Origin of the sequence: Stutzerimonas marianensis (assembly GCF_022810315.1) — a bacterium.
GTDB classification, from domain to species: Bacteria; Pseudomonadota; Gammaproteobacteria; order Pseudomonadales; family Pseudomonadaceae; genus Stutzerimonas; species Stutzerimonas marianensis.
In genome coordinates this window covers 365,770-389,372 of the sequence record NZ_JALGRD010000004.1, presented here as the reverse complement: position 1 = coordinate 389,372, position 23,603 = coordinate 365,770, and the positions used below count along the sequence as shown (strand labels likewise).

Genomic DNA, 23,603 nt, shown 5'->3' with positions numbered 1-23,603 from the left:
AGGACACCTCCTTTGAACAGACGGGTGGTTTTCATCCACGACGCCTGGTTGACGACAGCCAGTTGGGACCGTTTCAAAAGCCGCTTCACGGCCTGCGGCTATAACTGCATTGCGCTGCCGTGGCCACCGCAGGAGGACGGGTCAGCACGATCGTTTGGTCTCGGCCTATCCCGGCTCGTCGAGCATTACACCACCATCATCAGCGGCATGCCCCAGGTGCCCTTGCTGGTTGGCCATGGTTTTGGCGGACTGATCGTGCAGCTTTTGATCGATCGTGGTTACGGCAGAGCCGGCATTGCAATCGCGCCGGTACCACCGCGCGGCATTCGCCCCTGGCTACTGGCTTTTGATCTGCTACCGGTGTTGTTCAGAGCCGGCCTGCACCGGCAGGTCGACCTGAGTTTCGAACGCTTCGCACGGAAAGTAGCCCAGACCGTGCCCGACTCCGACCGGCTCATGGAATTCCAGCGGCATGTGGTCAAGGCGCCCGCACGGATCTTCTACGAGGCTGCACTGGGTATCGACAGCAAGGTCGACTTTGCCAATGATCACCGTCCGCCCCTGTTGCTGCTAGCCGGTGCGAACGACCGAAGCATTCGGGCAAGTTTGGTTGCCTCCAACTATCGTCATCATCATCGCTCGATCGCACCTATTGCCTATAAGTGCTTTGCCGGCCACAGCCACTGGCTGATCGCCGAGTCCAACTGGGAAGAAGTGGCAGATTACTCGATCGAATGGGCGCAGACTCAATCAGGACGATTTTGATTACCTGTGTCAGGCACAAGCATGACCCCATCAACCGATCGAACATCCCACCCGGTGCATAAACACGCGCAAGGTAAAGCTATCACGCGCAAAGCGGTGCCCCGCCACTCACATCGCCGATGGCGAAAGTGGGTGGTGCTCGTTCTACTACTCTGCGGCCCGTGCGTCTCTGCGCGCAGCCTGGATCACATGGAACATCACCGGTGGACCTCAGCTGACAATGGACCCAGCCAGGTCGGCGCTTTGGCACAGACCCGCGATAGCTACCTGTGGCTAGGGAGCAACGAGTCGCTGCTACGTTTCGATGGCATACGTTTCGTTCGGTACCAGCCGCCTAACGGCGAAGCTTTGGGGATCGTCTCTGCCTTATTGGCCACCGACGCCGGGTTATGGGTCGGCTTGCGCAAAGGGGGGCTTCGCTTGATCAGGCCCGCAGGAATGGATGTCCACCTAACACAACCAGGACTGCCGACTGGTGTCATCTACGGTCTGGCTGAAGATCCGCAAGGCAATATATGGGCGGCCGCCAACGACGGGCTGGCACGCTACAACGGTAAGCACTGGCGGCACATCTCGATCCGTTGGGGCTTCCCTGGTAGCCAGGCGCGCGCCGTTTTCGTCGATCGTGACGGAGTGGTCTGGGCCGCCAACGAGGAAAAACTGTTCTATCTGCCACAAGGCTCCGAAACGTTTGTTGATTCAGGTGTAACCGCACCGTCGACGAGCCAGATAGCCCAGGCGAGGGACGGCTCGATCTGGCTGGCCGACCGCTATGGCGGTGCGCTGCAGCGATACGATCCGCAGAGCGGCGAAACGCTGTTAGTGAACACCGGGACCAACGGTGCCAACGGGCTGCTGTTCGATCACCGCGGTGCACTATGGGTCGCCACAGTCGGTAGCGGCATTCGGCATGTCCGAAGACCAAACGCAACACAGCTGGCCGACGATCAAGCGATGGCCAGCTATGGCAAACGCGACGGTTTGAGTTCGGACTTCATCTGGCCCCTGCTCGAAGATTCTGAAGGCAACGTCTGGGCTGGCACCAACGCCGGCCTCGACCGCTTTCGACCACGGGCAGTAACGGCCGCATCGCTGCCGCAACATGCAATAGGCTTCGCGCTCGCAGCCGGTGCCGACGGAAGCCTTTGGGCAGGAACCGCCAATACCCAATCGATGCGACTCTATTCCTCCGACGTGCACGTGCTCGATATGCCACCGCCGGTCAGTGCAGCCATGACCGATCAAGCGGGATGTGTCTGGATGGCAGGGCCCAACGGCATCTGGCGATCAAACAACACGCAGTTGGAAAAGGTTGCGCAATTGCCTGTCGAGGTGCCACCTGAATCATCGGTACGCGCCATGGCGCTGGATGCACAAGGCGCCCTGTGGGTATCGATCAACCGAATGGGCCTGTTTGTCTGGCGCGACGGGGTATGGTCGAAGATGCCTGCCGACTCCCTGCAGCCGAGCCAGACGATGCCCGTCAGCGCCACCACCGATCTCAACGGACGGCTCTGGTTTGGATATCGTGACAATCTGCTCGTCTCCCGTGATGGCGATAACGTCCGCAGATGGGGAAAAGCCGACGGCTTGCGGATCGGACATGTAACCGCCATCTCGATGCGAGACGGCTTCGGCTGGGTTGGCGGTCAGCGTGGCGTGGCCTATTTCGATGGCGGCCGCTTCTACAGCCTGCAACTGCCGGACAACGGCTTGTTTGATAACGTTTACGCAGTTATCCCTACGCCTTCGGCCGATCAGGGCGCGCCAGGTAACGATCTTTGGATTCATGGAAAATCCGGGATCTTTCACCTGCCAGCCGCGGAGCTGGCGCGAGCCAAAGCAGACATCAATCATGTCATCCACTATCGTACCTACGACATGATAGGTGGTCTGGCAAACGATCCCCATCGGGTACTGGCCCTGCCGACTGGTGTACGAGGAAGCGACGACCAGCTCTGGTTCGCCACCAGCAAGGGCGTAATCCGCATCGATCCAGACCAGCGTGCTTCACAAGGCTCAGCGCCGAAGGTGCTGATCGAATCCGTGAGCGTCGACGGCACCGAAGTGGACGCACAGCAGCCCGTGGTGGGGGCTGACGCCAAGCGCGTCGAGATCAGCTACACGGCGCTGAACCTGTCCGTGCCCGAAGCGATGCACTTTCGTTATCGCCTCGACGGCTTCGACAACGACTGGCACCACGCTGGCGTTCAGCGCCAAGCGACCTATACCGGATTGGCCGCTGGTGACTATCGGTTCAGAGTCGTTGCGCTCAATCACGATGGTGTCGCAAGTCTCGATGAAGCCACGCTGAGCTTCTCCGTCGCGCAAGTGTTCTACCTCAACCCGCTCTTTTTGCTGGCCTGCGCGGCGTTGCTGATTGGACTGCTGTGGTGTCTTTACCGCGCAAGCTTGCGTCACTCGGCGCGACAACTACGTGCCCGCCTGGAAGAGCGTCATGCCGAGCGCGAAAGAATTGCTCGTGAATTGCATGACACGCTGCTGCAAGGCGTGCAAGGGCTGATGCTGCGCTTCCAGGCGGTGGCTCAGGCTATCCCTGACGAGAACCCCGCGCGCAGCAAGATGGAACAAGCCCTGGACCGCGCAGACCAGGTACTCGCTGACGGCCGCGACCGGGTATTCAACTTGCGCAGCGCTCACCCACCGCCAGCTGACCTGTTGGCCGCCCTTATCGCTGCGGCCCGAGAATTCGAACAGCACACCGCGGTCGAGCTGAGCGCTTGCGCCGAGGGGGCTCGGCAGCCCTTGCAGCCCATCGCGCGCGAAGAGCTTTATCGCATCGGACATGAGGCGATAGCCAACGCGTTCCGACACTCGCAAGGCAAGCATGTGACCCTGCAGATCACCTACACGCGGCGTGCCTTTGAACTGCGCGTCACCGATGACGGTAAGGGAATCGAGCCGGCCTACCTGGAAACCGGACGTCAAAAACATTGGGGCCTCTGTGGGATGCGGGAGCGCACGCAGCGAATCGGCGGGCGCCTGACTATAGGTGCTGCACAACCGCACGGAACCGAAGTCAGGCTCGTGCTGCCCGGCGCGTGCGCCTATCAACGGCCACCCGGGCCCTTGGAGCGCGGATGGCATCGGCTTACATCGGCAAGGAGATCGGCGTGCAAACAGATCAACCCATCCGAGTGATGGTGGTCGACGACCACCCGTTATTGCGCGAAGGCATCGCGGCGGTTCTAGAGGGCCAACCAGATATGTTGCTCGTCGCCGAAGCGGTAGATGGCCGCGATGCATTGGCTAAATTTACGGCGCTGCGTCCGGACGTGACCCTGATGGACTTGCAGATGCCGGATATGAACGGTATCGAGGCTATAAGTGCGATTCGTTCGGAATGCCCAACTGCGCGCATCGCCATTCTCACCACCTACCGGGGCGACGTGCGTGCCCTGCATGCGATCAAGGCCGGCGCCATGGGTTATTTGCTCAAAAGCACATTGCGCAAGGAGTTGCTTGAAACCATCCGCTTACTGGCCGCCGGCAAACGACATTTCCCTCCGGAGATCGCAGCCGAACTGGCCGGACACCTCGATAAGGATTGCCTAACCGCTCGGGAAATACAGGTATTGCAGTGTGTCGCGCGAGGCAAGACGAACAAGGCGATCGCCATGCATCTGCAAATATCCGAGGACACCATTAAAGGTCATCTTCGCAGCATCATGGAAAAGCTCGGAGCGGATAACCGTACCCATGCAGTAGCCATAGGCGTCCAACGCGGTTTCGTCGAACTCTGAACTTTGCCAGTAGATCCATACAAAGCGAACGGATCGATCCAATCGGTCATAGGTAGATTCAGCCATCTTAGCCGAGACGCCGCCTGTGATCGGAGTGAGCAAGATGAAGGAAGGCCCAATCAAGACATTGGGGTATCTCGATCCCTACTGGCGCCCCATATACGGCTACGGCGAGGTCGAAAAAATCGGTAATCGCCTATACGTCACTGGCCAGATGAGCCACGGCACGACTGGCGATCTGGTCGGTCCGGCGAGCGTAGATGCCGATGGACTGCTTGCTGACTGTTCGAACATGGCACTTCAGCTGCGCGTTGCCTACGCCAATGCGCAGAAGCTGTTGAGGCTGTTCGATGCCAACTTGGACGATGTCATCGAGGAAGTCCTGTATGTGGTCGACCTGAGGGAGGCAGCGCGCGTGGTTGAACATGTGCGAAAGGAGGTCTACGGCAAGTTCTGGCCCAGCTGCAAGAGCAGGCTGATATGCACCCCTCAGCTGCTGTTTCCAGAGCAATTGGTCGAGATTACCTTGACCGCGGAAACCGCCAGCTAACCAAAGGCACAAAAGACCCCAACAGCAACCCGCGCCGCTGATATTTGCGGTCTGTGCCATGTACCGTTGAAGCGCCGCGCTACGCCGTTACTTCGTGTCCCCGGCTTTACAGAACATTCGCCGCCACATCTGCGGCGTCAGCCCCGTTTCGCGGCGGAAGGTACGGCTAAAATGCGACTGATCGCAGAAACCGTGGCTGAGTGCGATTTCCGCAAGCGACGAAGGGCTTGCCAACATCATCTCCCGTGCCGACTCGATCCGCCGGCGGGCAACATAAACTAACGGCGCAACGCCAAGCGTTTGCTTGAAAGCATGCGAAAAATGGCTGACGCTCAGGTTAAGTACCTTCGCCAGCTGGGGCGTGCGGATTGGGCTGTCTAGGTGTTGGTCGACGAAGCAGTCCACACGCTGAATCTGCCAACTTGCGAGGCCGCCCGTCGTTCCTAATGGCCTATGTAGCGTCCGTGCGGTTGGTTGAAGCAGTTCCATGGCCTGGGAGAGCCGTATCCACGCGCGTTCGTTGTCCTGATCCACCATGGCCAAGCATTCGGCTAGTAGCTTCAACAGCACTTCCACCCGCTCCGCTGGCACCGCCTCGCAGGGCACGTCAGTTAACGGAACGTCCGAGTTCGCAGGAAAGCTGACATGGGCTTGGGGCATCATGTTCATGATGTCGGTCTCCGGCTGTCCGACGCTCATGATGTTGTTCAACCGAGACTGCGCAAAGCCAACTATTGGGGGCTCGATACCCCCTCGAAAGTGTGGGTACGGATAAATTGGAATTTGTCCTGGCCCCCATGCCCCACCTTTGCACGGCGCGGCATCGCATCAAGCCTGCAGCAGGTAAGCAAGCTTAAGTGATGCAGTTTTTGCCTGGGCACGAGTAAGGGCTGCGAAACCCAGCACAAAGGCAGGTTCCAATTGATTTTGTTGACAGTACCCACGGAGGGGTTGTAGCCGTATACCGACCTCTGCCGCCGCTTCAATTAACAGATCCTGGTCCTGATCGGCTGTGAGCCACAGGATCAGGTGAAAGCCTGCATGCTCGCCGCTGATGCGATAACGTCCCGCTGCATGCTTTTGCAAGGTGTCCAGCACGATGTCACGCAGGGTCAGATATTCCTGACGGGCGCGCCTTAGATGACGAAGAAACGCCGGACCATGCATGTAAGCCGCCAAGCCCAACTGTTCAGAAACGCCAACACTACGACCGACCGTATGCCAAAGGGCGAGAATTTGATTGTGCAACTGCGGAGGCGCCATCAAATAACCGAGGCGCAAATTGGAGAACAGCGCCTGATTGAAGCTGCCGCAATAGACCACCCGCTGCACTGAATCGATGGCCTTTAATGCTGGCAATGGTGCGCGGTGGTAGTTGAACTCGCTGTCGTAGTCGTCCTCGATAATCCAGCCACCCTGCCGCTGCGCCCAATCCAGCAGCTCCAGACGACGCGTGGCCGACATGATCACCCCAAGTGGCGACTGGTGCGCCGGCGTTACATAGGCCAATCGGCAGTGAACTGCCTCGGGAACACTGCTCAGGTCCAGGCCCTGCTCATCAATGGGCGCATACACCAACGATGCACCGGCTTCGGCAAAGATTCGGTGCACGGCGGGATAGCCGGGATCCTCCACGACCACATGATCGCCGGGCTGCAGTACGACCCGCGCCACCAAGTCAATTGCATGGCGGATACCATTGGTAATCAGCAGATGCTCCGCCTGGCAAGCGATACCGCGGTGGTTGCGCAAATACCGTGCGATCTGTTGCCGCAATGCCAGCGCACCTTGGGGCTCGGCGTTGCACATCTGATCCGGTGTCATCCTGGCCATGGCCCGTTGTAAATGTGCAGCCCATTCGGCGGGTGACATCAACTGCGGATTGGCGAGGCGAGCTACGAACGGCATGCCTACCTGTGCCCTATGCACCGTCTCCGAGCGTACAGACTCTGTCGGATTGCTAGTTGGTACTTCCCCGATTGGCGTGCTGGTAACGCCAAAATCAATCACCGCTTTCAGGTAACTGTCGGGCATGACCGCGCTTACTCGACTGCCCGAGCCAACCTGGCGAAGGATATAGCCCTCGAGTTGCAAGCGTTCATACACGCTTTCCAAGGTGCCGCGAGCAACACCCCAACGCTGCGCAAGCGCCCGCGTGGACGGCAAGCGATCCTCCGCCTGCAGCAGACCATTCAGAATGGCTTCACGTATAGCCTGGTAAGCCCGCTCCTGTTTTGTGTTGGCAGTTCCCTCTTCCGGGAGGGGAAGCTCCAACGCGAGTGTCGCCTTTCCTTTGACCATAATGGTCCATACCCGTTTCGTTTAAATGGCCCTATTGACTGAACCACTTTGCCTCTAGTGTAGCGTTTTCTCTGTGACGGAGTCGCCTAGAGGTTTCCCATGTCGAGTTTCGACTATTTGCTGTTTGTATTGATTGCGGTGGCTCAGGTTGGCTCACCTGGCCCTTCGACCATCTTTTTGGTTAATAACGCTCTAATACATGGCGTGAGTCGTGCCCTATGGATACTCACCGGCGATTTACTCGCGATTGCTGCACTTGCCGGTCTCTCTCTTCTCGGCATCGATGCACTGCTGGCAGCCAACCCGACCGTATTCGTGATAATCAAACTTGCTGGCGCGGGATACCTGGTTTGGTTGGGCATTCAGCACATACACCTGGTTCGCGGTGGCTTGATCGCCAAAGACCAAGGACTGTCCGAGCGCCTGTCATCACTCTGGGCAAAATCATTCATGGTCGGCATCAGCAATCCAAAGGCGATCCTATTCTTCTCAGCACTGCTGCCTCAGTTTGTTGGCGCCCCCCAGGAAGCCAGTCTCGCCACGCTGTTGGGCCTGATTCTAGTCTTCCTGCTGGTCAAGTTTATGGTCTCGGCCGCTTACGCCATAGGCGCTAAAGGAATATCTCATCGTCTGGCCAAACCCGGTGCAGCTATCTGGGGTAAAAGACTCACCGGATCGGTGTTGATAATATTTGGATTGGCGATGGGGAAAAGTGCACTTGCCTAGCACTCAGTATTTCGAGAATTTCCGCAGATGGCGGCAGGCCTGCCATCAGATCCCTTGGTAACATTGATCAAATCTGAATACCCCACTCGTTAATAAAATGGTCAATTCAGAGTTCCGATAGTCCTTTTCCTGGACAGATCGCAGTAACGTGATTCTTACCTAGCTGATCAATAATAGTTTGATTTCGGAAGCGCAGCCTTTGCTAATTGCGTTACCGGTCACCTTGTGCATAAAACCGGACGACAGCTATGGCATTGGAGAGTGCTTGAGACCCTGTTTTTTGCCCCCGGTGATAACGAGAACACCGTATTAAACATCTGACATTGACAGTCGACCTCGGTTAGGAGCTTGAACCATGAACGGACGTATCGATACGGAGCCCTCAACAAACAACAACGCCCCCGGTCGCCCTGTCCACGCAAAACAAGCAAGACGGTTATTGATGTTACTGATGGAGACGGAGAAAGCGATTTACCGTAACCCCGACATCGCTTCGACGTATATTAAGCAGGCGATTAGCTTGCTGGCGGCTGCCAAACAGAACAAACAACCTTCATATAAAACCCGGGGAGGACTGGCGCGCTGGCAGATCCTACGAGTAGACACGTTCATAAGCGAGAATATCAGCAGTAGTATAAGGACAACCAAACTTGCCTCGTTACTGGGCTTGAGCGTCAGCCATTTCTCGCATGCGTTCAAACAGACGACTGGCATGACGCCGTCGATATACGTAGCGGCCGCGCGTGTGAAAGCAGCGCAACAGAATATGCTTCGCTCAGAGCAATCCTTATGCGACGTCGCTTTAAGTCATGGCTTTTGCGATCAAGCGCACTTTTGTCGTGTATTTAGGCGTGAAACGGGCTTGTCACCGCAAACCTGGCGAAAGTTATATACATCCCAGTCAGGCTTGGTTAGCTCGTCGCCTTGAGAAAGTTAGTATTGATCCGGGATGCATGAAGTTTCATGTCTTTAACACTTCTGCAGCCCCATGCTTGGAATGCTTCGATGCCGTCATGCCAAACGCGCGCCCCATATCGGCTCAGAGGCAGCTGAACGCCGCCAGGGAGCCGATAAAGGCGCACCGTTCCATGAGGTGGGCGGCTAATGCCATCGAGTACCGTTGCGAAGGCGTCTACATAGTTCATTAACAAGCACCTTTTATTGTTCAACGGGTGCCCACTAGACGCGCCTAGGGCGCGGCCGTCAGCTGCCATTAGTTCCAATAGGCTGGCAACCCTTTCCTCCACTCATCGTAAGATTGGCCGTGCTTCAGCTCAATGTTGTCCTTCAAGAAAACTTCTCTAGTGCGGGCAGATTCAGTTTCACCTTGCCCCTTAGGCGCGATAGGCGCGCATGCAGTTATTACGAACATTACGTAAAATAACGCCATCAATTTAAGCTTCATTGATATGTCCTCTGATCGCCAGAGCTATGCTGCTCCAGGAAAGAATGTAAAAATCAAACGACTTGGCACTATCAAAGGCGTCGGCTTGCACTTTGACTAAAGTGCTCTCGCTTGCCTTCGCATCGGCCTGAAATTGCAGCCCTGCATCGATGCCACTTGATCAATGCGGCTTAGCTGAAACAATGAACTGAAGCTGAACGCGCTCGATTCAGCTTCAGCTGATTCACAACTAGCCTCCACTTCCAAAACGACCAACCTGGCTGAACTCGATGGACTTGACGTTCCCTTGGCTGTCTTCATAGACCATGGTGACGGGTACAACACCTGCCTTATCGCTGGTATCGGTTACGGAAATAACCCGCTCGACGTCGAGGTTCATCCCATAATGGTATTTCACCGGATCGGCCACCTCATCCGAGCGATCGCTCTTGGCGAAAGCCGAAGTTGCAACTGTGGCGCTAAGTACTGCTACGTAGAAAAACTTGTTCATCTTGATTCACCTGTTCATGTCTAGAGAGAAGTTGTCTGAATGACTGCTTTGTACGGGGCCTATTCAAACAGTTGATGAACAAATCGATAAATCGAAACGAACAGTAGTGCCCATCGGCGTGCTTAATAATTGCGGGCTCCTATCGCGGCTATAGGGGCCACGAATCACCCGGTTTCTCACCGATGCGATACGGCAACCGGGGGCATCGAAGCGACTCGGTATTCGAGCTGAACCAGCCCGATACGAAAGGATGGGCGCGCTCCTGATGGAGCCGACCAAGAGGCCTTCACAGGTGGGAGCGTCGTCGCAATCTATGCTGCAACGATCAGAAAACGCTGGCAGTCAGTACTGGCGAATTGGGTTTGGCTACCCGTCAGACCGGTGCCTTGCTGGATGGCCGCGCACCGGTGTACTTACATCAATCACACGGCGCGATGCTGCATGACCACATCGCGAATGTCGCTAGCGAGTTCGCGCACGCGCGCTTCGCTGGTATCCCATGAGCACATGAACCGTGCACCGCCTACGCCGATAAAGGTGTAGAACATCCAGCCGCGATTTCTCAACGCGTCGAGCGCCGTGGGCGGCATGCTGACGAACACCCCGTTCGCTTGCACCGGGAACATGAGTTCGACCTCCGGTACGCCGCGGATCAACGACGCCAGCAGCTGAGCGCACCGGTTCGCATGCTCGGCGTATCGCATCCAGGCGTTGCCTTCGAGCAAACCGACCCAGGGAGCCGAGAGGAATCGCATCTTCGACGCCAGCTGGCCGGCCTGCTTGCAGCGATACTCAAAATCCTCGGCCAGGTCCCGGTTGAAAAACAGGATGGCTTCGCCAACCGCCATGCCATTCTTCGTGCCACCGAAACAGAGCACGTCCACACCCGCTTTCCAGCTCAGTTCCGCTGGTGACAAACCCAGGTGCGCGCAGGCATTGGCGAAACGTGCGCCGTCCATGTGCAGGTGCAAGCCCAGCTCTCGGCAGGTCGCGCTGATCGCCTTGAGTTCGTCGGGCTGGTAGACGGTGCCAATTTCGGTCGCTTGGGTAATGCTGACCACACGCGGTTTCGGGTAATGGATGTCCTTGCGCTTGAGCGCGATCTCGCGGATCGAATTGGGCGTCAGCTTCCCCTCCTCCGACCGCGCTACCAGCAGTTTGGAACCGTTCGAGAAGAACTCCGGCGCACCACACTCGTCCGTTTCGATATGCGCGATATCGGCGCAGATGACGCTGTGGTAGCTCTGGCACAGCGAGGACAGCGCCAGCGAGTTGGCCGCCGTGCCGTTGAAGGCAAAGAACACTTCGCAATCGGTCTCGAAAAGCTGGCGGAAATGGTCAGCCGCGCGCGCGGTCCACTGATCATCGCCGTAGGCCCGGTCGTGGCCCTGGTTGGCGCGGGCCATGGCCTCCCAAGCCTCTGGGCAGATGCCTGAGTAGTTGTCGCTGGCGAATTGCTGGTTGGCGGTGGTCATTCAAAACCTCTGTAAAAATCGGATGCCATCAGGACGAGATGGGCAGAAACAGTACGGTATAGAGCCCCAGCACGCTCAACGCCACCACTGACGCGCCGAGCCACAGCACGGACACCAGGTCCGCCTGGATACGGCCACTCTTGAGTCCGGTGGAGCTGCGGTTGTAGCGGCGTTGCTGGGTCAACCAGATACCCAATGCGGTGAGGAGCGACACGGCCACGAGCATGCCGACGAAGACACCGTGATACGGCATCCAGCGCAGGAAGAGCGCGCTGACGGTGATCAATGTGAGCAGTGTCCTCCCCCACGCCAGGGACGTGCGCTCCGGCTGCAGCCCAGGATCCTCGTGCAACGGTGGCGGCGGGGGTTTGGGCTGTAGCCGGCGGCGAAACGAGATGTGCATGGTCAGCTTCGCAGCACGATGTAGGCGATCAGGATCAAGGTCACCAAGGTGCCGCCAATCGAAAGGATCGGGATCAGCAAGGGAAACGGCAAGGGTCCCTGGTGGCGAATCGCACGCTCGATGGTCAACCAGCGGATGCAGGCCGTCGAGCTGATGAACATCGCCAGCAATAGCAGCGAAATGGAGAGCACCTTGCGGATCTCCAGGATGAAGATGTCACCCGCGAAGGCTTCGACCGCAACGCCACCCGCCAGCAGCGCGAGAGAAGTTCGGATCCAGGCGAGAAAGGTGCGTTCATTGGCGAGTGTGAACCGCGGATCGGGTTCGTTTCCGCCCGATAGCAATCGACGACTCCAGCGACTGCGTTCCATTTTGACGATGCATCTCCAGTGGGATCTGTAAGGCCTCATTCAAACAGAAACGCGCGTGCCGTGCAGGTTCCGTCGCTCCGATGCCATGCGGATGCGCGCTATCGCGTCGTGGTATCGTTCCGGCCCCTTTTCCCGCACTGGAGATCCGCATGTTGGCGCGCCTGGCAACCACCGTCCTGCTCGCAGCCGTCTGGCTGAACGCTTCGGCTGATGATCATCAGCACGACCACCACTCGATGCATCTCGCCGCCAGTCAGGCTTGGTCACGCGCCATGCCGCCGACGGCTCCGACTGGCGCGGTGTACTTCACCTTGCGCAATCCAGGCGATACGGCAGATCGACTGGTGGGTGTGAAAACGCCTCGTGCCGAGAAAGCAGAACTGCATGCTCATGTACACGACGGCGACCTGATGCGTATGGAGCACGTCGAGGGTGTCGACGTGCCGGCCGGTGGCGAGGTGCAGTTCAAGCCCGGCGGCTATCACGTCATGCTCTTCAATCTCAGCGAGCCGCTGGTCGCGGGCGATCGCTTCCCACTGACGCTGATCTTCCGAGACGGTGGCGAGGTACAGACCGAGGTGACCATCCGCGACCAGGCGCCTGAGGGCGACACTGGGGCCGCACACTCGCATCACTGACGGGCGGCCGGCCCCTGGGGCGGCACGCCGCCCCGCTACCCTCTTCCGCCTTTCAGATGCCCGTCGGGGTACGCATGGTGACGAACTCTTCCGCGGCGGTCGGATGGATGCCGATGGTTTCGTCGAATACCCGCTTCGTGGCGCCGGCTTTCATCGCTACGGCGAGGCCCTGCATGATTTCCCCCGCGTCGGGGCCGGCCATGTGGCAGCCCAGGACGCGGTCAGTGTCGGCGTCCACTACAAGCTTCATCAGGCTGCGTTCCAGGCTGTCGGTCATGGTGAGTTTCATGGGCCGGAAGCGGCTTTCGAACAGCTTGACCCTGTGCCCCTGCAGACGCGCCTGTTCTTCGGTCAGCCCCACGGTCGCCATGTTCGGCAGGCTGAACACCGCCGTGGCGATGCAGTTGTAGTCCACCGGGCGGTATTCCTCCGGCCGGAACAGTCGACGAGCGACCGCCATACCCTCAGCGAGCGCGACGGGCGTCAGTTGCACGCGGCCAATCACATCGCCGATCGCAAGAATCGACGGGACGGATGTCTGGAATTGCTCGTCGACAGCAATGAAACCCCGTGAGTCCAGGGCAACGTCCAGCGCATCCAGGCCCAACCCGTCGAGCATGGGGCGGCGCCCGGTGGCGTACAGAATGCAGTCAGCCTCGAGTGTGCGGCCGTCTTCAAGTGTGGCCAGGAGGCTGCCATCGGCCTGCTTGTCGATCGTTGCGATGTCGCTGTTGAACTGCAGATCGACACCCTTCTTGATCATCTCGTCCTTCAGATGATCGCGCAGCGACCCGTCGAAGCCGCGAAGGAAGAGTTCGCCACGGTACAACAGCGTGGTGTCCGCACCGCAGCCGTGAAAGATGGAGGCGAACTCGACGGCGATGTAGCCGCCGCCCACGACGAGCACCCGGCGGGGCAGCGCCTCGAGATAGAACGCCTCGTTCGAAGTGATGGCATGCTCGCGACCAGGAAACTCGGGCACGAAGGGCCAGCCACCCGTGGCGACCAGAATGTGCTCGGCGGTGTACTGCGTACCGTCGACTTCGACGCTGTGCGCGCCGGTCACGCGAGCGTGCGCCTGGAGCAGGGTCACACCGCTGTCGACCAGCAGATTCTTGTAGATGCCATTGAGGCGTTGAATCTCACGATCCTTGTTGGCGATCAGGGTTTTCCAATCGAAGGTCGCACCATCGATGCTCCAGCCGTAGCCCTGGGCCTGGCCCAGGTCCTCGGCGTAGTGCGCCCCGTAGACCAGCAGCTTCTTCGGCACACAGCCGACGTTGACGCAGGTGCCGCCCAGATAACGGCTCTCGGCCACCGCAACGCGCGCTCCATAACCGGCGGCGAAGCGCGCCGCACGGACGCCGCCGGAGCCCGCGCCGATGACGAATAGATCGAAGTCGTAAGCCATGTACAGTTGTCTCCCGTGTAGAACGCACAGCATAACCCAGGCCCCCGGGTCGATCATCGAAGGAGTGCCGCATGCGCCCTGCCCTTACCCACCTTGCCCTGCACGTGCCGGATCTGGACGCCTGTATCGATTTCTACGAGCGATTCTGCGGTATGCACGTCTTCCACGAACGAGCCGGAAAGGGCTCGCGGATCGTCTGGATGTCGGAGCCCGGCAAGGAACGAGACTTCATCTTCGTGATCATGCCCGGTGGCACGGACCGTCAGTTGGCCGCCAACGACTACAGCCACTTCGGCTTTGCGCTGGCCAGCCGTGACGACGTTGATGCAATCGCCGCGCTGGCACGCGAGGCCGGTTGCCTGATCTGGGAGCCGCGCGACGAGCCCTATCCGGTGGGCTATTACTGCGGCGTTCGCGATCCGGCGGGCAACTACGTCGAGTTCAGCTACGGCCAACCATTGGGCCCGGGCGCGCAGGATATGCCCGTTCCCTGAAACGCAAAGAGCCACCCGAAGGTGGCTCTCTGGTACCGATAAACGTTGATCAGAACGCTTTACCGGTCAGGTAGAAGTGCTCATAGCAGAAGTTGGTCGCCGCAATATAGCCTTCGGCCGAACCGCAATCGAACCGTTGACCCTTGAATTTGTAGGCCAGCACGCAGCCGTCCTGCGCCTGACGCATCAGTGCGTCGGTAATCTGAATTTCGCCACCCTTGCCCGGCTCGGTCTGCTCGATCAGGTCGAAGATGTCCGGAGTCAGGATGTAACGCCCAATGATCGCCAGGTTGGACGGCGCGTCTTCCGGCTTCGGCTTCTCGACCATGTGGCTGACACGGAAGATGTCGTCGCGAATCATCTCGCCGGCGATCACACCGTACTTGCTGGTCTCCTCCGGCGGGACTTCCTGAATCGCGACGATCGAGCAGCGGAACTGATTGTACAGTTTGACCATCTGCGCCAGGACCGGGTCGCCATTGAGGTTGATGCATAGGTCGTCCGCAAGGACCACCGCGAAAGGCTCGTCGCCGATCAGTGGGCGACCGCTGAGAATCGCGTGACCCAAGCCTTTCATCTCGACCTGACGCGTGTAGGAGAAGCTGCACTCGTCGATCAGGCGGCGAATGCCGACGAGGTACTTTTCCTTGTCGGTGTTGCGAATCTGATGCTCGAGCTCGTAGCTGATGTCGAAGTGGTCTTCCAGGGAACGCTTGCCGCGACCGGTGACGATCGCGATCTGGTTCAGACCGGCGGACAGTGCCTCTTCAACCCCGTACTGGATCAGGGGCTTGTTTACTACCGGCAACATTTCCTTGGGCATGGCCTTGGTCGCAGGAAGGAAGCGCGTGCCGTATCCGGCCGCAGGAAAAAGGCATTTCTTGATCATGTGAGTCCTTGAAGAGGAAGGTTCCAGTTGATGCACTGCGCCTGGATCGGCCAGCAGTCGTACCTGCACGTCCCGCCGACAGCGGCTGACTAGAGGCTACGACCACCGAAACGATGAGGGGTTCGACCGCGGTCGTGGCGAATTCCGCAGGCCCATTTTCTCCGACCGGCGGCCATTGACACGGCTCAGGTGCATAGCCTGATCCCGACCGCGCCGATTGCCAAGAGGCGCGACAGAAAAGATCGCTCGGCAGGCCTCCGCACTTGATCCGAACGCGCGTACGACCACCGGAAGTGCCGGCGGAAGGTCCGGCTGCGCCGCTTTTTACTGATCCAGATCATACAAAGCTCAGATTGCCTTCGGTTCGTCGCGCTCCATGCCGCCAGCTTGCGCAACAGGGTCTAGGATATCCGGCGCCTGGATAGTGGCGTTATGCCTTCTCGTGGCCGTCGGAGCTTGACGCGCGGCCTCGATGAGGCACGTCAGCGCCCCGATCGGCATCGCACAAACCCTTCGGGTTGGTTTCGCCAACGAGCAGTACCTGAGGAATTGGATGAACAGCACTCCCCCGGCACGGCGAATGTCCGTGCAGTCGAAGATCAACCTGGCCCTGCTATCGGTGTTCAGTCTGGTGCTCGCAGCGTCGCTCTTGTATTCATTCAATGCCGAGAAGCGACTGATTCTGCAGGTGGTCGAACAGCAGACTCGGGACACCGCCGACTCCTATTTCGACAGTATCAACACCATGATGCTGACCGGCACCATGGCCCAGCGCGAGGTGCTGCGCGAGAAGATCCTCGCCCGTCCCGGGATCATCGATGCACGCATCGTGCGCGGCGAACCGGTGGCCGCGACGTTCGGTCCCGGCTTTGCACACCAGGCGCCCAAGGATGCGCTGGACCAACGCGCGCTCGCGGGCGAAGCCATCGTCCAGGTTGCGCCGGGCGAAAACGGCCGGGTGCTGACCGTGATCAATCCGATCCACGCCCAGCAGGACTACCGCGGCACGAACTGTCTGACCTGCCATCAGGTGCCGCAGGACACCATCATGGGCGCCGTGCGCATCAGCTATGATCTGTCCGCGCTGGACGGCGAGGTGCATGGCAACCTCCTCGTCTCGGCAGCGATCCAAGCACTCCTGCTGGTGATCGGACTGGTCTTGATGAGCTACATCATTCGCCGCGTGGTCATCCGCCGCATCAATGCCATGCGTCACACCATGGAGGCCATCACCGCCGACGAAGATCTCAGCCGCACGGTTGCGGTACAGGCGCCGGACGAGGTAGGTGCGATGGGCCAGGCCTTCAATTGCATGATCCTCAGCTTTCGGACCAGCCTGGAGGCCGTCGCCGGTGTGACACGGCAATTGAATGAAGTGTCCGAGCGGGTTTCCAGCGTTGCCGAAAAGACCCATGGCGCGGTACTGGAGCAGCGCAGTGAAACCGACATGGTGGCCTCGGCGATGAACGAGATGAGCGCGACGGTGCAGGAGGTCGCCCGTCACGCCAACCAGACCGCATCGGCCTCCAGCGGCGCGGATGCCGAGTCCCGCGCTGGCGTGATGCGCGCCCAGGAAGCGCTGGACGGCATCGCGGCGCTGATCAGCGATATCGAGCACGCGGCCAGCGTCATCCGCCGGGTCGAGACTGACAGCGCGAGCATCGGCATGGTCCTGAACGTCATCAACGGCATTGCCGAACAGACCAACCTGCTGGCGTTGAACGCCGCAATCGAGGCGGCGCGTGCGGGCGAGCAAGGACGAGGTTTCGCTGTCGTGGCCGATGAGGTGCGTACCCTCGCCGCGCGCACGCAGAAATCCACCGAAGAGGTCCAGCGCACCATTGAGCAGCTGCAGCAAGGCGTGCGCGATGCGGTGCGCGCCATGGAAGGGGCGCAGGTGCGGGCGCAGTCGGGATCGGAGTGCGTCTCCAGGACGGCGCAGAGCCTCAATCTGATAGCCGGTGAGGTCGATACCATCAACGGCATGAACACGCAGATCGCGACCGCCGCCGAGCAACAGAGCGCGGTCGCCGAGGAAATCAATCGCAACATCACGACCATCAGCACCATCGCCGACACGACGCTCGCCGACGCCTCGCGCACGGCAACCATCAGCGACGAACTGGTTCAGTTGGCGGCCGAGCTCAACCGCTTGGTCGGGCGGTTCCGATTCTGAGTTCGGCTGGGAAGCTCACTCCTGTTGGCCGACCGCCCGGCGCCGGAAGCCTTCGGCCTGCCGGGTTCTTGATCTGGGACAGGCCGGCACCCCGAATGGAAAGGCGATAATTCGCGCCACGTTGTCGCAGGCACTCCGCCCGCCAGTCACATTCATGCAATCAAGGTGAACCCGTACATGGACCAAACGCCGAGCTTCAACCGCGCCCTGGTCGAGAAGTATGACCGTCCCGGTCCTCGCTATACCTCCTACCCGACCGCGCCCCAGTTCCATCAGGCCTTCGCCATGGACGACTATCGCAGCGCGGCGCAGTCGACCAACGAGGCTGCTGCACCCAAGCCGTTGTCGGTGTACATCCACATCCCGTTCTGCAAGAGCCTCTGCTACTACTGCGCCTGCAACAAGATCATCACCCACAAGACCGACCGCGCCGCCGAGTACCTGGATTACCTCAAGCGTGAAATCCAGATGCAGGCCGCGTTGTTCGACCGCTCACGAAAACTGACCCAGCTGCACCTCGGCGGCGGCACGCCCACCTACCTCACCAGCGCGCAACTGGCCGACCTGATGGCCGCGCTGCATGCGGCATTCAACATGGACGACAGTGACGAGCACGAATTTTCGCTCGAGGTCGACCCGCGCACCGTCACCCCGTCGCAGATCCATGAATTACGCGCGCTGGGCTTCAACCGCCTGAGTTTTGGCGTACAGGATTTCGACGAGGAGGTGCAGGTGGCGGTCAACCGCATCCAGACCGAGGAACAAACCCGCGAGCTGGTCCAGGCGGCGCGCGAGGCGCGCTTCAAGTCGATCAGCGTCGACCTCATCTACGGCCTGCCGTTGCAGACGGTGGAGAGTTTCAACACCACGCTCGACAAGATCATCGACATCCGCCCCAACCGGATCGCCGCCTATAGCTATGCGCATCTGCCCGAGCTGGTTCGCGCGCAGAAGCTGATCCGTCCCGAAGACATGCCGCCACCGGAACGCAAGCTGGAGCTGCTGGAACTGACGATCCGCCGCCTGACCGAGGCCGGCTACGTCTACATCGGCATGGATCACTTCGCCCTGCCCGATGACGAACTCGCCCTCGCCCGCGCGAAAGGGACGCTGCAGCGCAACTTCCAGGGCTATTCCACCCACGCCGACTGCGACCTGATCGGTCTGGGCATATCCTCGATCGGCAAGGTCGGCGACAGCTACAGCCAGAACGTGAAGGAATTGTCGCAGTACTACGCGCGTCTGAACGAAGGCCTGCTGCCGGTGCATCGCGGCTACACGCTCAGTGAGGACGATCGGTTGCGCCGCGACGTGATCATCTCGCTGATGTGCCACGGCCACATCGACTTCGCCGAGATCGAGCAGCGCTACGGCATCCACTTTCGCGACTACTTCGCCGACGCCCTCGGCAAGCTCGACGAGCATGTCGCCGATGGGCTGGTCGAGATCCACGACGACGCGCTTGCACTGCTGCCCCAGGGGCATCTGATGATGCGTAACGTCGCCATGGCCTTCGATGCTTACCTCGGCGGCGAGCAGCGTGGGCGCTTCTCGCGAACGGTCTGACCCACCCAGCCTCCTGCACTGCGGGAGGTCATGCCACTGATGTTTGCCACCTATCGCCCGGGTGTTGCCAAAGCACTCGACAACTGTATAAATAGCCAGCCCTATGGGCCGCGACGCCCAGTACGACCGAACCGGACGTTCGATGCGCCAGGCCCTGGAAAATCCCTTCTATTACCTCGACAACTTTCGCCAGGTACTGGCGTGGGTCGGCGAACGCCATGGCGATCTGCTGAATGACGAGGAGCGTGCGTTTCTCGACCGTTTTCCCCTGGTTCCGCAGGCGTCACAAGCGCTTCTCGTTCGAATGGTGATGCGCAAGGGCACCCTGTTCCGTGCGAGCAAGCTGCGCTATGCCGAGATTGGCTGCCCGCTTGAGGCTGCACCGGCGTTGTTGGAGCACGGTTGGGTCGAGGCCAACCCGGCGCTGGATCTCACCCAGCTGTTCGCCTTGCTGAAGAAGGACGAATTGCAGCGCATCTTCGGCAGCACGACACAGCGCAAGGCCGATCTGTTCCAGGCGCTTCAGCTCGAGCACGCCCAAGCCAGACCCTTTGCGAGCTGGTGCCAGGGGCTCGACGATCAGGCGTTCGGGCTTACCATCGGCGAACTCTGCGATCGGGTCCGCCTGATGTTTTTCGGCAACATCCATCAGGACTGGTCCGAGTTCGTGCTCGCGGACCTCGGCATATTCCGCTACGAGCAGGTCCCTTTCTCCAGCGCTTCTCGTGTCTTCCATGCCCGCGCCGACGTGGATGCCTACTTGCACCTGCATCACTGCCGGGAGCGGTTCGAGGCGGGCGAGCCAGTCGAGCAGGTGCTGACTGATGTGCCGACCGCACCCTATGCCAACGAGTGGCTGGAAAACCGCCGCGGCAAACTGCTGTTGGCCCTTGGCCGGCAATGCGAGCGCGAAGGCGACTTGTCGCTCGCGTTGCGCCTGCATGCCGACAACCGCTACCCGACGGCGCGCGAACGAGCGATCCGCGTTCTGGAGCGCTGCGATCAACCCGAAGCGGCACTGCATCTGGCGCTCTCAGCACAGGCCGCGCCGGAAAGCGAGCACGAGGCCCAGCAGCTGCAACGCATCCTGCCCCGACTGAAACGCAGCCTCGGCGAGGCCGTTGCCCGGCGTGTACAGGCCAGGCAACCGGAGCGTCTCGATCTGGCACTGCCCCGGCCCGAAACCAGCGTCGAGCATGCGGTGCGCGAGCATCTGACGCGCGACGAGGCACCGGTCTACTACGTGGAAAATGCGTTGATCAACTCCCTGCTCGGGTTGCTCTGCTGGCACGTGATCTTCGCACCTGTGCCAGGTGCGTTCTTCCACCCGTTCCACGCAGCCCCGGCCGATCTCGCACGCTCCGATTTCTTCACGCGCCGCGCCGAGCTGTTCAGGCCATGTCTGGACATGCTCGGCACCGACGAATACCGCGACTGCATTCGGCGGGTGTTCCGTGACAAGTTCGGGCTGCAGTGCCAGTTCGTCAGCTGGGGCCTGCTCGATGAAAATCTTCTCGAGCTGGCGTTGCACTGCATACCTGCCGAGCATCTGCGGGCCTTCTTCCAGCGCATCCTGCAGGACGTGCCGGCTCACCGCAGCGGGTTGCCGGACCTGATCCAGTTCTGGCCCGCCGAGCGCCGTTATCGACTCGTCGAGGTCAAGGGCCCCGGCGACCGCCTGCAGGACAATCAAAAGCGCTGGATCGACTTTGCGCTGCAACATCAGGTGCCCATCGCCGTCTGCTATGTGCAATGGACGGAGAACGCGGCGTGAACTACCGCATCGCCGTGCGCGCCTTGTGTGAATTCACCGCCAAACAGGGCGACCTGGACCTGCGCTTCACCCCCTCGCCTACGGCCCTGGAAGGCATGGCTGGCCACCTCACGGTCACCAACCGCCGGGGCGCGGATTACGAGCGAGAGGTATCGCTGGAGGGCCGTCATGGCGACCTGCTCGTTCGTGGACGTGCCGATGGCTACGACCCGGCGAGGAACCGGCTCGAGGAGATCAAGACCTATCGCGGCGACCTGGACCGCCAGCCGGCCAACCATCGCCAGTTGCATTGGGCTCAGGCCAAGGTGTACGGCTGGCTGCTGTGCCAAGCCCGCGCGCTGGAAACACTGGAGATCGCGCTGGTCTATTTCGACGTGGTTAGCCAGAAGGAAACGCTGCTGGTCGAAACCTTCAGCGCGACGCAGCTGCAGGCCTTCTTCGATGCCCAGTGCCAGCAGTTCATTGCCTGGGCCAGACAGGAAATGGCCCATCGTGCCGAACGGGACCAGGCACTGCGGACCCTCAGATTTCCCCATGGCGATTTCCGAAGCGGCCAGCGTCAGCTGGCAGAAGCCGTCTACAAGGCGGCCTGCACCGGTACGCACCTGATGGCGCAGGCGCCCACCGGCATCGGCAAGACGCTCGCCACCCTCTTTCCGCAACTGAAGGCGTGCCCGGGGCAACAGCTGGACAAGCTGTTCTTCCTGACCGCGAAGACCTCCGGACGGCAACTGGGGCTCGATGCACTGGCGAGCCTGCAGCACCAAGCCAAGCCGTTACGAGTCCTGGAGCTGATCGCGCGGGACAAGGCCTGCGAGCACCCCGACAAGGCGTGTCATGGCGATGCCTGCCCACTCGCGCGCGGCTTCTACGACCGCTTGCCCGCCGCGCGTGCCCAGGCCGCCAGGCAGCCGCTTCTTGACGGAGCCGCGCTGCGGGACGTCGCGCTTGCTCACCAGGTCTGCCCCTACTATCTGAGCCAGGAGATGGCTCGCTGGGCCGACGTCGTGGTAGGCGACTACAACTACTACTTCGATGGCAGCGCCCTGCTGCACGGCCTGGCGCAGGTCAATCAGTGGCGAATCGGTGTGCTCGTGGACGAGGCGCACAATCTGCTCGAGCGCGGCCGAGCGATGTACAGTGCGGAACTCGATCTTCGTGAATTCAAAGGGTTACGCCGATTAGTTCCGAACGTTCTGAAGAAACCGGTGGAGCGTGTGGTGCGCTGCTGGAGCGAGGCGCAGCGCTTGCAGAGCGCGCCTTACCAGGTGCTCCCGGAGCTTCCCGGCAAACTCCTCAATGCCTTGCAGCAGATGGTCAGCGCCGTGACGGAGTACCTGGGTGAGCAAGCAGCGGAGGTCGATCCGGCGTTGCAGCGGGTCTACTTCGATGCCATGCAGTTCTGCCGCCTGGCCGAAACCTTCGGCGAGCACTCGCTCATTGACAGTACGCTGGTACCGTCCTCAGATCGTCGCATCACGGAGGCGTCGGTACTGTGCATTCGCAACGTTCTCCCCGCCCCCTTCCTGGGGCCGCGCTTTGAAGAAGCGTGCTCGTGCGTGCTGTTCTCCGCGACCCTCACGCCGCAGCGTTTCTACGCCGACACCCTGGGCGTGCCTGCGAAGCGGGTCTGGATCGACGTCGTCTCACCCTTTCGCGCCGAGCAGTTGCAAGTGCATCTGGCACGGCACATTTCCACCCGCTATCGCGATCGACAGGCCTCGTTGCAGGCAATCGTCGACCTGCTTGCCGAGCAATACCAGGCGCGCCCGGGTAACTATCTCGCCTTTTTCAGCAGCTTCGAATACTTGCAGCAGGTCAGTGCCCTGTTGGGCGCCCGCCACCCTGAGCTGCCCCATTGGGAGCAGACCCGCAGCATGCAGGAGCTGGCGCGCTCGGCCTTTCTGGCGCGGTTCACCGAGGACGGACGAGGGATAGGCTTCGCCGTTCTTGGCGGTGCATTTTCCGAAGGCATCGATTTGCCCGGCCGACGCCTGATCGGTGCCTTCGTTGCAACGCTGGGCTTGCCGCAGGTCAACCCGATCAACGAACAGATGAAGGCACGCATGGACCGGCTGTTCGGGTCCGGCTACGACTACACCTATCTCTACCCAGGGCTGCAGAAAGTGGTCCAGGCCGCTGGCCGGGTCATTCGCACGACCGACGATGCCGGTGTCGTCCATCTGATCGATGACCGCTTTTCGCGCCCAGAGGTCCGACGACTGCTTCCAGCGTGGTGGGCTTGTCCCGCCTGATCAGTTGACGCTGTTCGTATCGGCGAGCGGCCGCAACCCGCGGCGTCAGGCTTCTCTAGTTCGTATTAGACCAATGTCTGAAGCCAAACAATTCTTTACAAATTGCGTTGACAACAATGACTGCCTGGCCATAATCCCTAGCGTCGTATG

General features: G+C 60.2%; 20 protein-coding genes. 12 read left to right on the top strand and 8 right to left on the bottom strand.

What is annotated here, in order from left to right; translation table 11 throughout:
* Window positions 1–12: 12 nt before the first annotated feature.
* The 4 genes from MST27_RS09545 to MST27_RS09530 all read left to right on the top strand — a co-directional run bounded on the left by MST27_RS09545 (window position 13) and on the right by MST27_RS09530 (window position 5,079).
* A complete protein-coding gene (locus tag MST27_RS09545; protein WP_243605726.1) occupies window positions 13–765 on the top strand; it encodes an alpha/beta hydrolase in 753 nt (250 codons plus the stop codon).
* A gap of 243 nt (window positions 766–1,008) precedes the next feature.
* Window positions 1,009–3,927 carry a sensor histidine kinase gene (locus MST27_RS09540; RefSeq protein ID WP_243605725.1) on the top strand — a complete coding sequence of 973 codons (2,919 nt, stop codon included), beginning with the start codon at window positions 1,009–1,011 and terminating at the stop codon, window positions 3,925–3,927.
* Window positions 3,867–4,529, top strand: coding sequence for a response regulator (locus MST27_RS09535; RefSeq protein WP_243605724.1), 663 nt, complete (start codon window positions 3,867–3,869; stop codon window positions 4,527–4,529). The genes MST27_RS09540 and MST27_RS09535 overlap by 61 nt, the downstream gene beginning before the upstream one ends.
* 103 nt (window positions 4,530–4,632) lie before the next feature.
* Window positions 4,633–5,079, top strand: a complete 447-nt coding sequence (locus tag MST27_RS09530) for a Rid family hydrolase (protein WP_243605723.1) — start codon at window positions 4,633–4,635, stop codon at window positions 5,077–5,079.
* Window positions 5,080–5,166: 87 nt separating this feature from the next.
* Here the strand turns inward: MST27_RS09530 and MST27_RS09525 are convergent, their stop codons facing one another.
* Both MST27_RS09525 and pdxR read right to left on the bottom strand, forming a co-directional pair.
* Window positions 5,167–5,790 carry a helix-turn-helix domain-containing protein gene (locus MST27_RS09525; protein WP_243605722.1) on the bottom strand — a complete coding sequence of 208 codons (624 nt, stop codon included), beginning with the start codon at window positions 5,788–5,790 and terminating at the stop codon, window positions 5,167–5,169.
* Between the two features lie 117 nt (window positions 5,791–5,907).
* Window positions 5,908–7,380 (bottom strand): MocR-like pyridoxine biosynthesis transcription factor PdxR, encoded by a 1,473-nt coding sequence (pdxR, locus tag MST27_RS09520; RefSeq protein ID WP_243605721.1) that lies wholly within the window; start codon window positions 7,378–7,380, stop codon window positions 5,908–5,910.
* Window positions 7,381–7,479: 99 nt separating this feature from the next.
* Between pdxR and MST27_RS09515 the strand changes: the two genes are divergently transcribed.
* Together MST27_RS09515 and MST27_RS09510 are read left to right on the top strand one after the other, a co-directional pair.
* Window positions 7,480–8,106 (top strand): LysE family translocator, encoded by a 627-nt coding sequence (locus MST27_RS09515; RefSeq protein WP_243605720.1) that lies wholly within the window; start codon window positions 7,480–7,482, stop codon window positions 8,104–8,106.
* A gap of 355 nt (window positions 8,107–8,461) precedes the next feature.
* Entirely contained in the window at window positions 8,462–9,034 is a 573-nt protein-coding gene (locus MST27_RS09510) for a helix-turn-helix domain-containing protein (protein WP_243605719.1), read from the top strand.
* 706 nt (window positions 9,035–9,740) lie between these two features.
* Here the strand turns inward: MST27_RS09510 and MST27_RS09505 are convergent.
* The 4 genes from MST27_RS09505 to MST27_RS09490 all read right to left on the bottom strand — a co-directional run bounded on the left by MST27_RS09505 (window position 9,741) and on the right by MST27_RS09490 (window position 12,250).
* Window positions 9,741–10,001, bottom strand: coding sequence for a DUF2790 domain-containing protein (locus tag MST27_RS09505; RefSeq protein WP_243605718.1), 261 nt, complete (start codon window positions 9,999–10,001; stop codon window positions 9,741–9,743).
* A 422-nt stretch (window positions 10,002–10,423) separates the two neighbouring features.
* Window positions 10,424–11,476 (bottom strand): threonine aldolase family protein, encoded by a 1,053-nt coding sequence (locus MST27_RS09500; RefSeq protein WP_243605717.1) that lies wholly within the window; start codon window positions 11,474–11,476, stop codon window positions 10,424–10,426.
* Window positions 11,477–11,504: 28 nt separating this feature from the next.
* Entirely contained in the window at window positions 11,505–11,879 is a 375-nt protein-coding gene (locus tag MST27_RS09495) for a DUF202 domain-containing protein (RefSeq protein WP_243605716.1), read from the bottom strand.
* A 2-nt stretch (window positions 11,880–11,881) separates the two neighbouring features.
* Entirely contained in the window at window positions 11,882–12,250 is a 369-nt protein-coding gene (locus MST27_RS09490) for a YidH family protein (RefSeq protein WP_243605715.1), read from the bottom strand.
* A gap of 149 nt (window positions 12,251–12,399) precedes the next feature.
* Here MST27_RS09490 and MST27_RS09485 point away from each other — a divergent pair, with 149 nt between their 5' ends.
* A complete protein-coding gene (locus MST27_RS09485; protein ID WP_243605714.1) occupies window positions 12,400–12,888 on the top strand; it encodes a copper chaperone PCu(A)C in 489 nt (162 codons plus the stop codon).
* Between the two features lie 52 nt (window positions 12,889–12,940).
* Here MST27_RS09485 and gorA read toward each other — a convergent pair whose 3' ends face one another.
* Entirely contained in the window at window positions 12,941–14,299 is a 1,359-nt protein-coding gene (gorA, locus tag MST27_RS09480; RefSeq protein ID WP_243605713.1) for a glutathione-disulfide reductase, read from the bottom strand.
* 71 nt (window positions 14,300–14,370) lie between these two features.
* On the opposite strand from gorA, the gene MST27_RS09475 reads away from it, so the two are divergent.
* Complete coding sequence (locus MST27_RS09475; protein WP_243605712.1) at window positions 14,371–14,793, top strand: VOC family protein; 423 nt, start codon at window positions 14,371–14,373, stop codon at window positions 14,791–14,793.
* Window positions 14,794–14,842: 49 nt separating this feature from the next.
* Here MST27_RS09475 and galU read toward each other — a convergent pair whose 3' ends face one another.
* Complete coding sequence (galU, locus tag MST27_RS09470; RefSeq protein WP_243605711.1) at window positions 14,843–15,682, bottom strand: UTP--glucose-1-phosphate uridylyltransferase GalU; 840 nt, start codon at window positions 15,680–15,682, stop codon at window positions 14,843–14,845.
* A gap of 553 nt (window positions 15,683–16,235) precedes the next feature.
* On the opposite strand from galU, the gene MST27_RS09465 reads away from it, so the two are divergent.
* From MST27_RS09465 to MST27_RS09450, 4 genes are all read left to right on the top strand, one after another.
* Window positions 16,236–17,858, top strand: a complete 1,623-nt coding sequence (locus MST27_RS09465; protein ID WP_243605710.1) for a methyl-accepting chemotaxis protein — start codon at window positions 16,236–16,238, stop codon at window positions 17,856–17,858.
* A gap of 177 nt (window positions 17,859–18,035) precedes the next feature.
* On the top strand, window positions 18,036–19,424 hold the full coding sequence (hemN, locus tag MST27_RS09460; RefSeq protein WP_243605709.1) for an oxygen-independent coproporphyrinogen III oxidase: 1,389 nt from the start codon (window positions 18,036–18,038) through the stop codon (window positions 19,422–19,424).
* 142 nt (window positions 19,425–19,566) lie between these two features.
* The gene (locus MST27_RS09455) at window positions 19,567–21,198 is read left to right on the top strand and encodes a VRR-NUC domain-containing protein (RefSeq protein WP_243605708.1); all 1,632 of its coding nucleotides are present in this window, start codon (window positions 19,567–19,569) and stop codon (window positions 21,196–21,198) included.
* The gene (locus MST27_RS09450; protein ID WP_243605707.1) at window positions 21,195–23,453 is read left to right on the top strand and encodes an ATP-dependent DNA helicase; all 2,259 of its coding nucleotides are present in this window, start codon (window positions 21,195–21,197) and stop codon (window positions 23,451–23,453) included. Before MST27_RS09455 ends, MST27_RS09450 begins: the two co-directional genes overlap by 4 nt.
* Window positions 23,454–23,603 lie beyond the last annotated feature (150 nt).

What these genes read in the sequence shown, in the direction of transcription:
- MST27_RS09475 (WP_243605712.1), top strand. Translation starts at nt 14,371, where the DNA reads ATGCGCCCTGCCCTTACCCACCTTGCCCTGCACGTGCCGGATCTGGAC.
- MST27_RS09465 (WP_243605710.1), top strand. Translation starts at nt 16,236, where the DNA reads ATGAACAGCACTCCCCCGGCACGGCGAATGTCCGTGCAGTCGAAGATC.
- MST27_RS09495 (WP_243605716.1), bottom strand. Translation starts at nt 11,879, where the DNA reads ATGCACATCTCGTTTCGCCGCCGGCTACAGCCCAAACCCCCGCCGCCA.
- galU (WP_243605711.1), bottom strand. Translation starts at nt 15,682, where the DNA reads ATGATCAAGAAATGCCTTTTTCCTGCGGCCGGATACGGCACGCGCTTC.
- pdxR (WP_243605721.1), bottom strand. Translation starts at nt 7,380, where the DNA reads ATGGTCAAAGGAAAGGCGACACTCGCGTTGGAGCTTCCCCTCCCGGAA.
- gorA (WP_243605713.1), bottom strand. Translation starts at nt 14,299, where the DNA reads ATGGCTTACGACTTCGATCTATTCGTCATCGGCGCGGGCTCCGGCGGC.
- MST27_RS09500 (WP_243605717.1), bottom strand. Translation starts at nt 11,476, where the DNA reads ATGACCACCGCCAACCAGCAATTCGCCAGCGACAACTACTCAGGCATC.
- MST27_RS09535 (WP_243605724.1), top strand. Translation starts at nt 3,867, where the DNA reads ATGGCATCGGCTTACATCGGCAAGGAGATCGGCGTGCAAACAGATCAA.
- MST27_RS09490 (WP_243605715.1), bottom strand. Translation starts at nt 12,250, where the DNA reads ATGGAACGCAGTCGCTGGAGTCGTCGATTGCTATCGGGCGGAAACGAA.
- hemN (WP_243605709.1), top strand. Translation starts at nt 18,036, where the DNA reads ATGGACCAAACGCCGAGCTTCAACCGCGCCCTGGTCGAGAAGTATGAC.
- MST27_RS09455 (WP_243605708.1), top strand. Translation starts at nt 19,567, where the DNA reads ATGCGCCAGGCCCTGGAAAATCCCTTCTATTACCTCGACAACTTTCGC.
- MST27_RS09485 (WP_243605714.1), top strand. Translation starts at nt 12,400, where the DNA reads ATGTTGGCGCGCCTGGCAACCACCGTCCTGCTCGCAGCCGTCTGGCTG.
- MST27_RS09515 (WP_243605720.1), top strand. Translation starts at nt 7,480, where the DNA reads ATGTCGAGTTTCGACTATTTGCTGTTTGTATTGATTGCGGTGGCTCAG.
- MST27_RS09510 (WP_243605719.1), top strand. Translation starts at nt 8,462, where the DNA reads ATGAACGGACGTATCGATACGGAGCCCTCAACAAACAACAACGCCCCC.
- MST27_RS09530 (WP_243605723.1), top strand. Translation starts at nt 4,633, where the DNA reads ATGAAGGAAGGCCCAATCAAGACATTGGGGTATCTCGATCCCTACTGG.
- MST27_RS09505 (WP_243605718.1), bottom strand. Translation starts at nt 10,001, where the DNA reads ATGAACAAGTTTTTCTACGTAGCAGTACTTAGCGCCACAGTTGCAACT.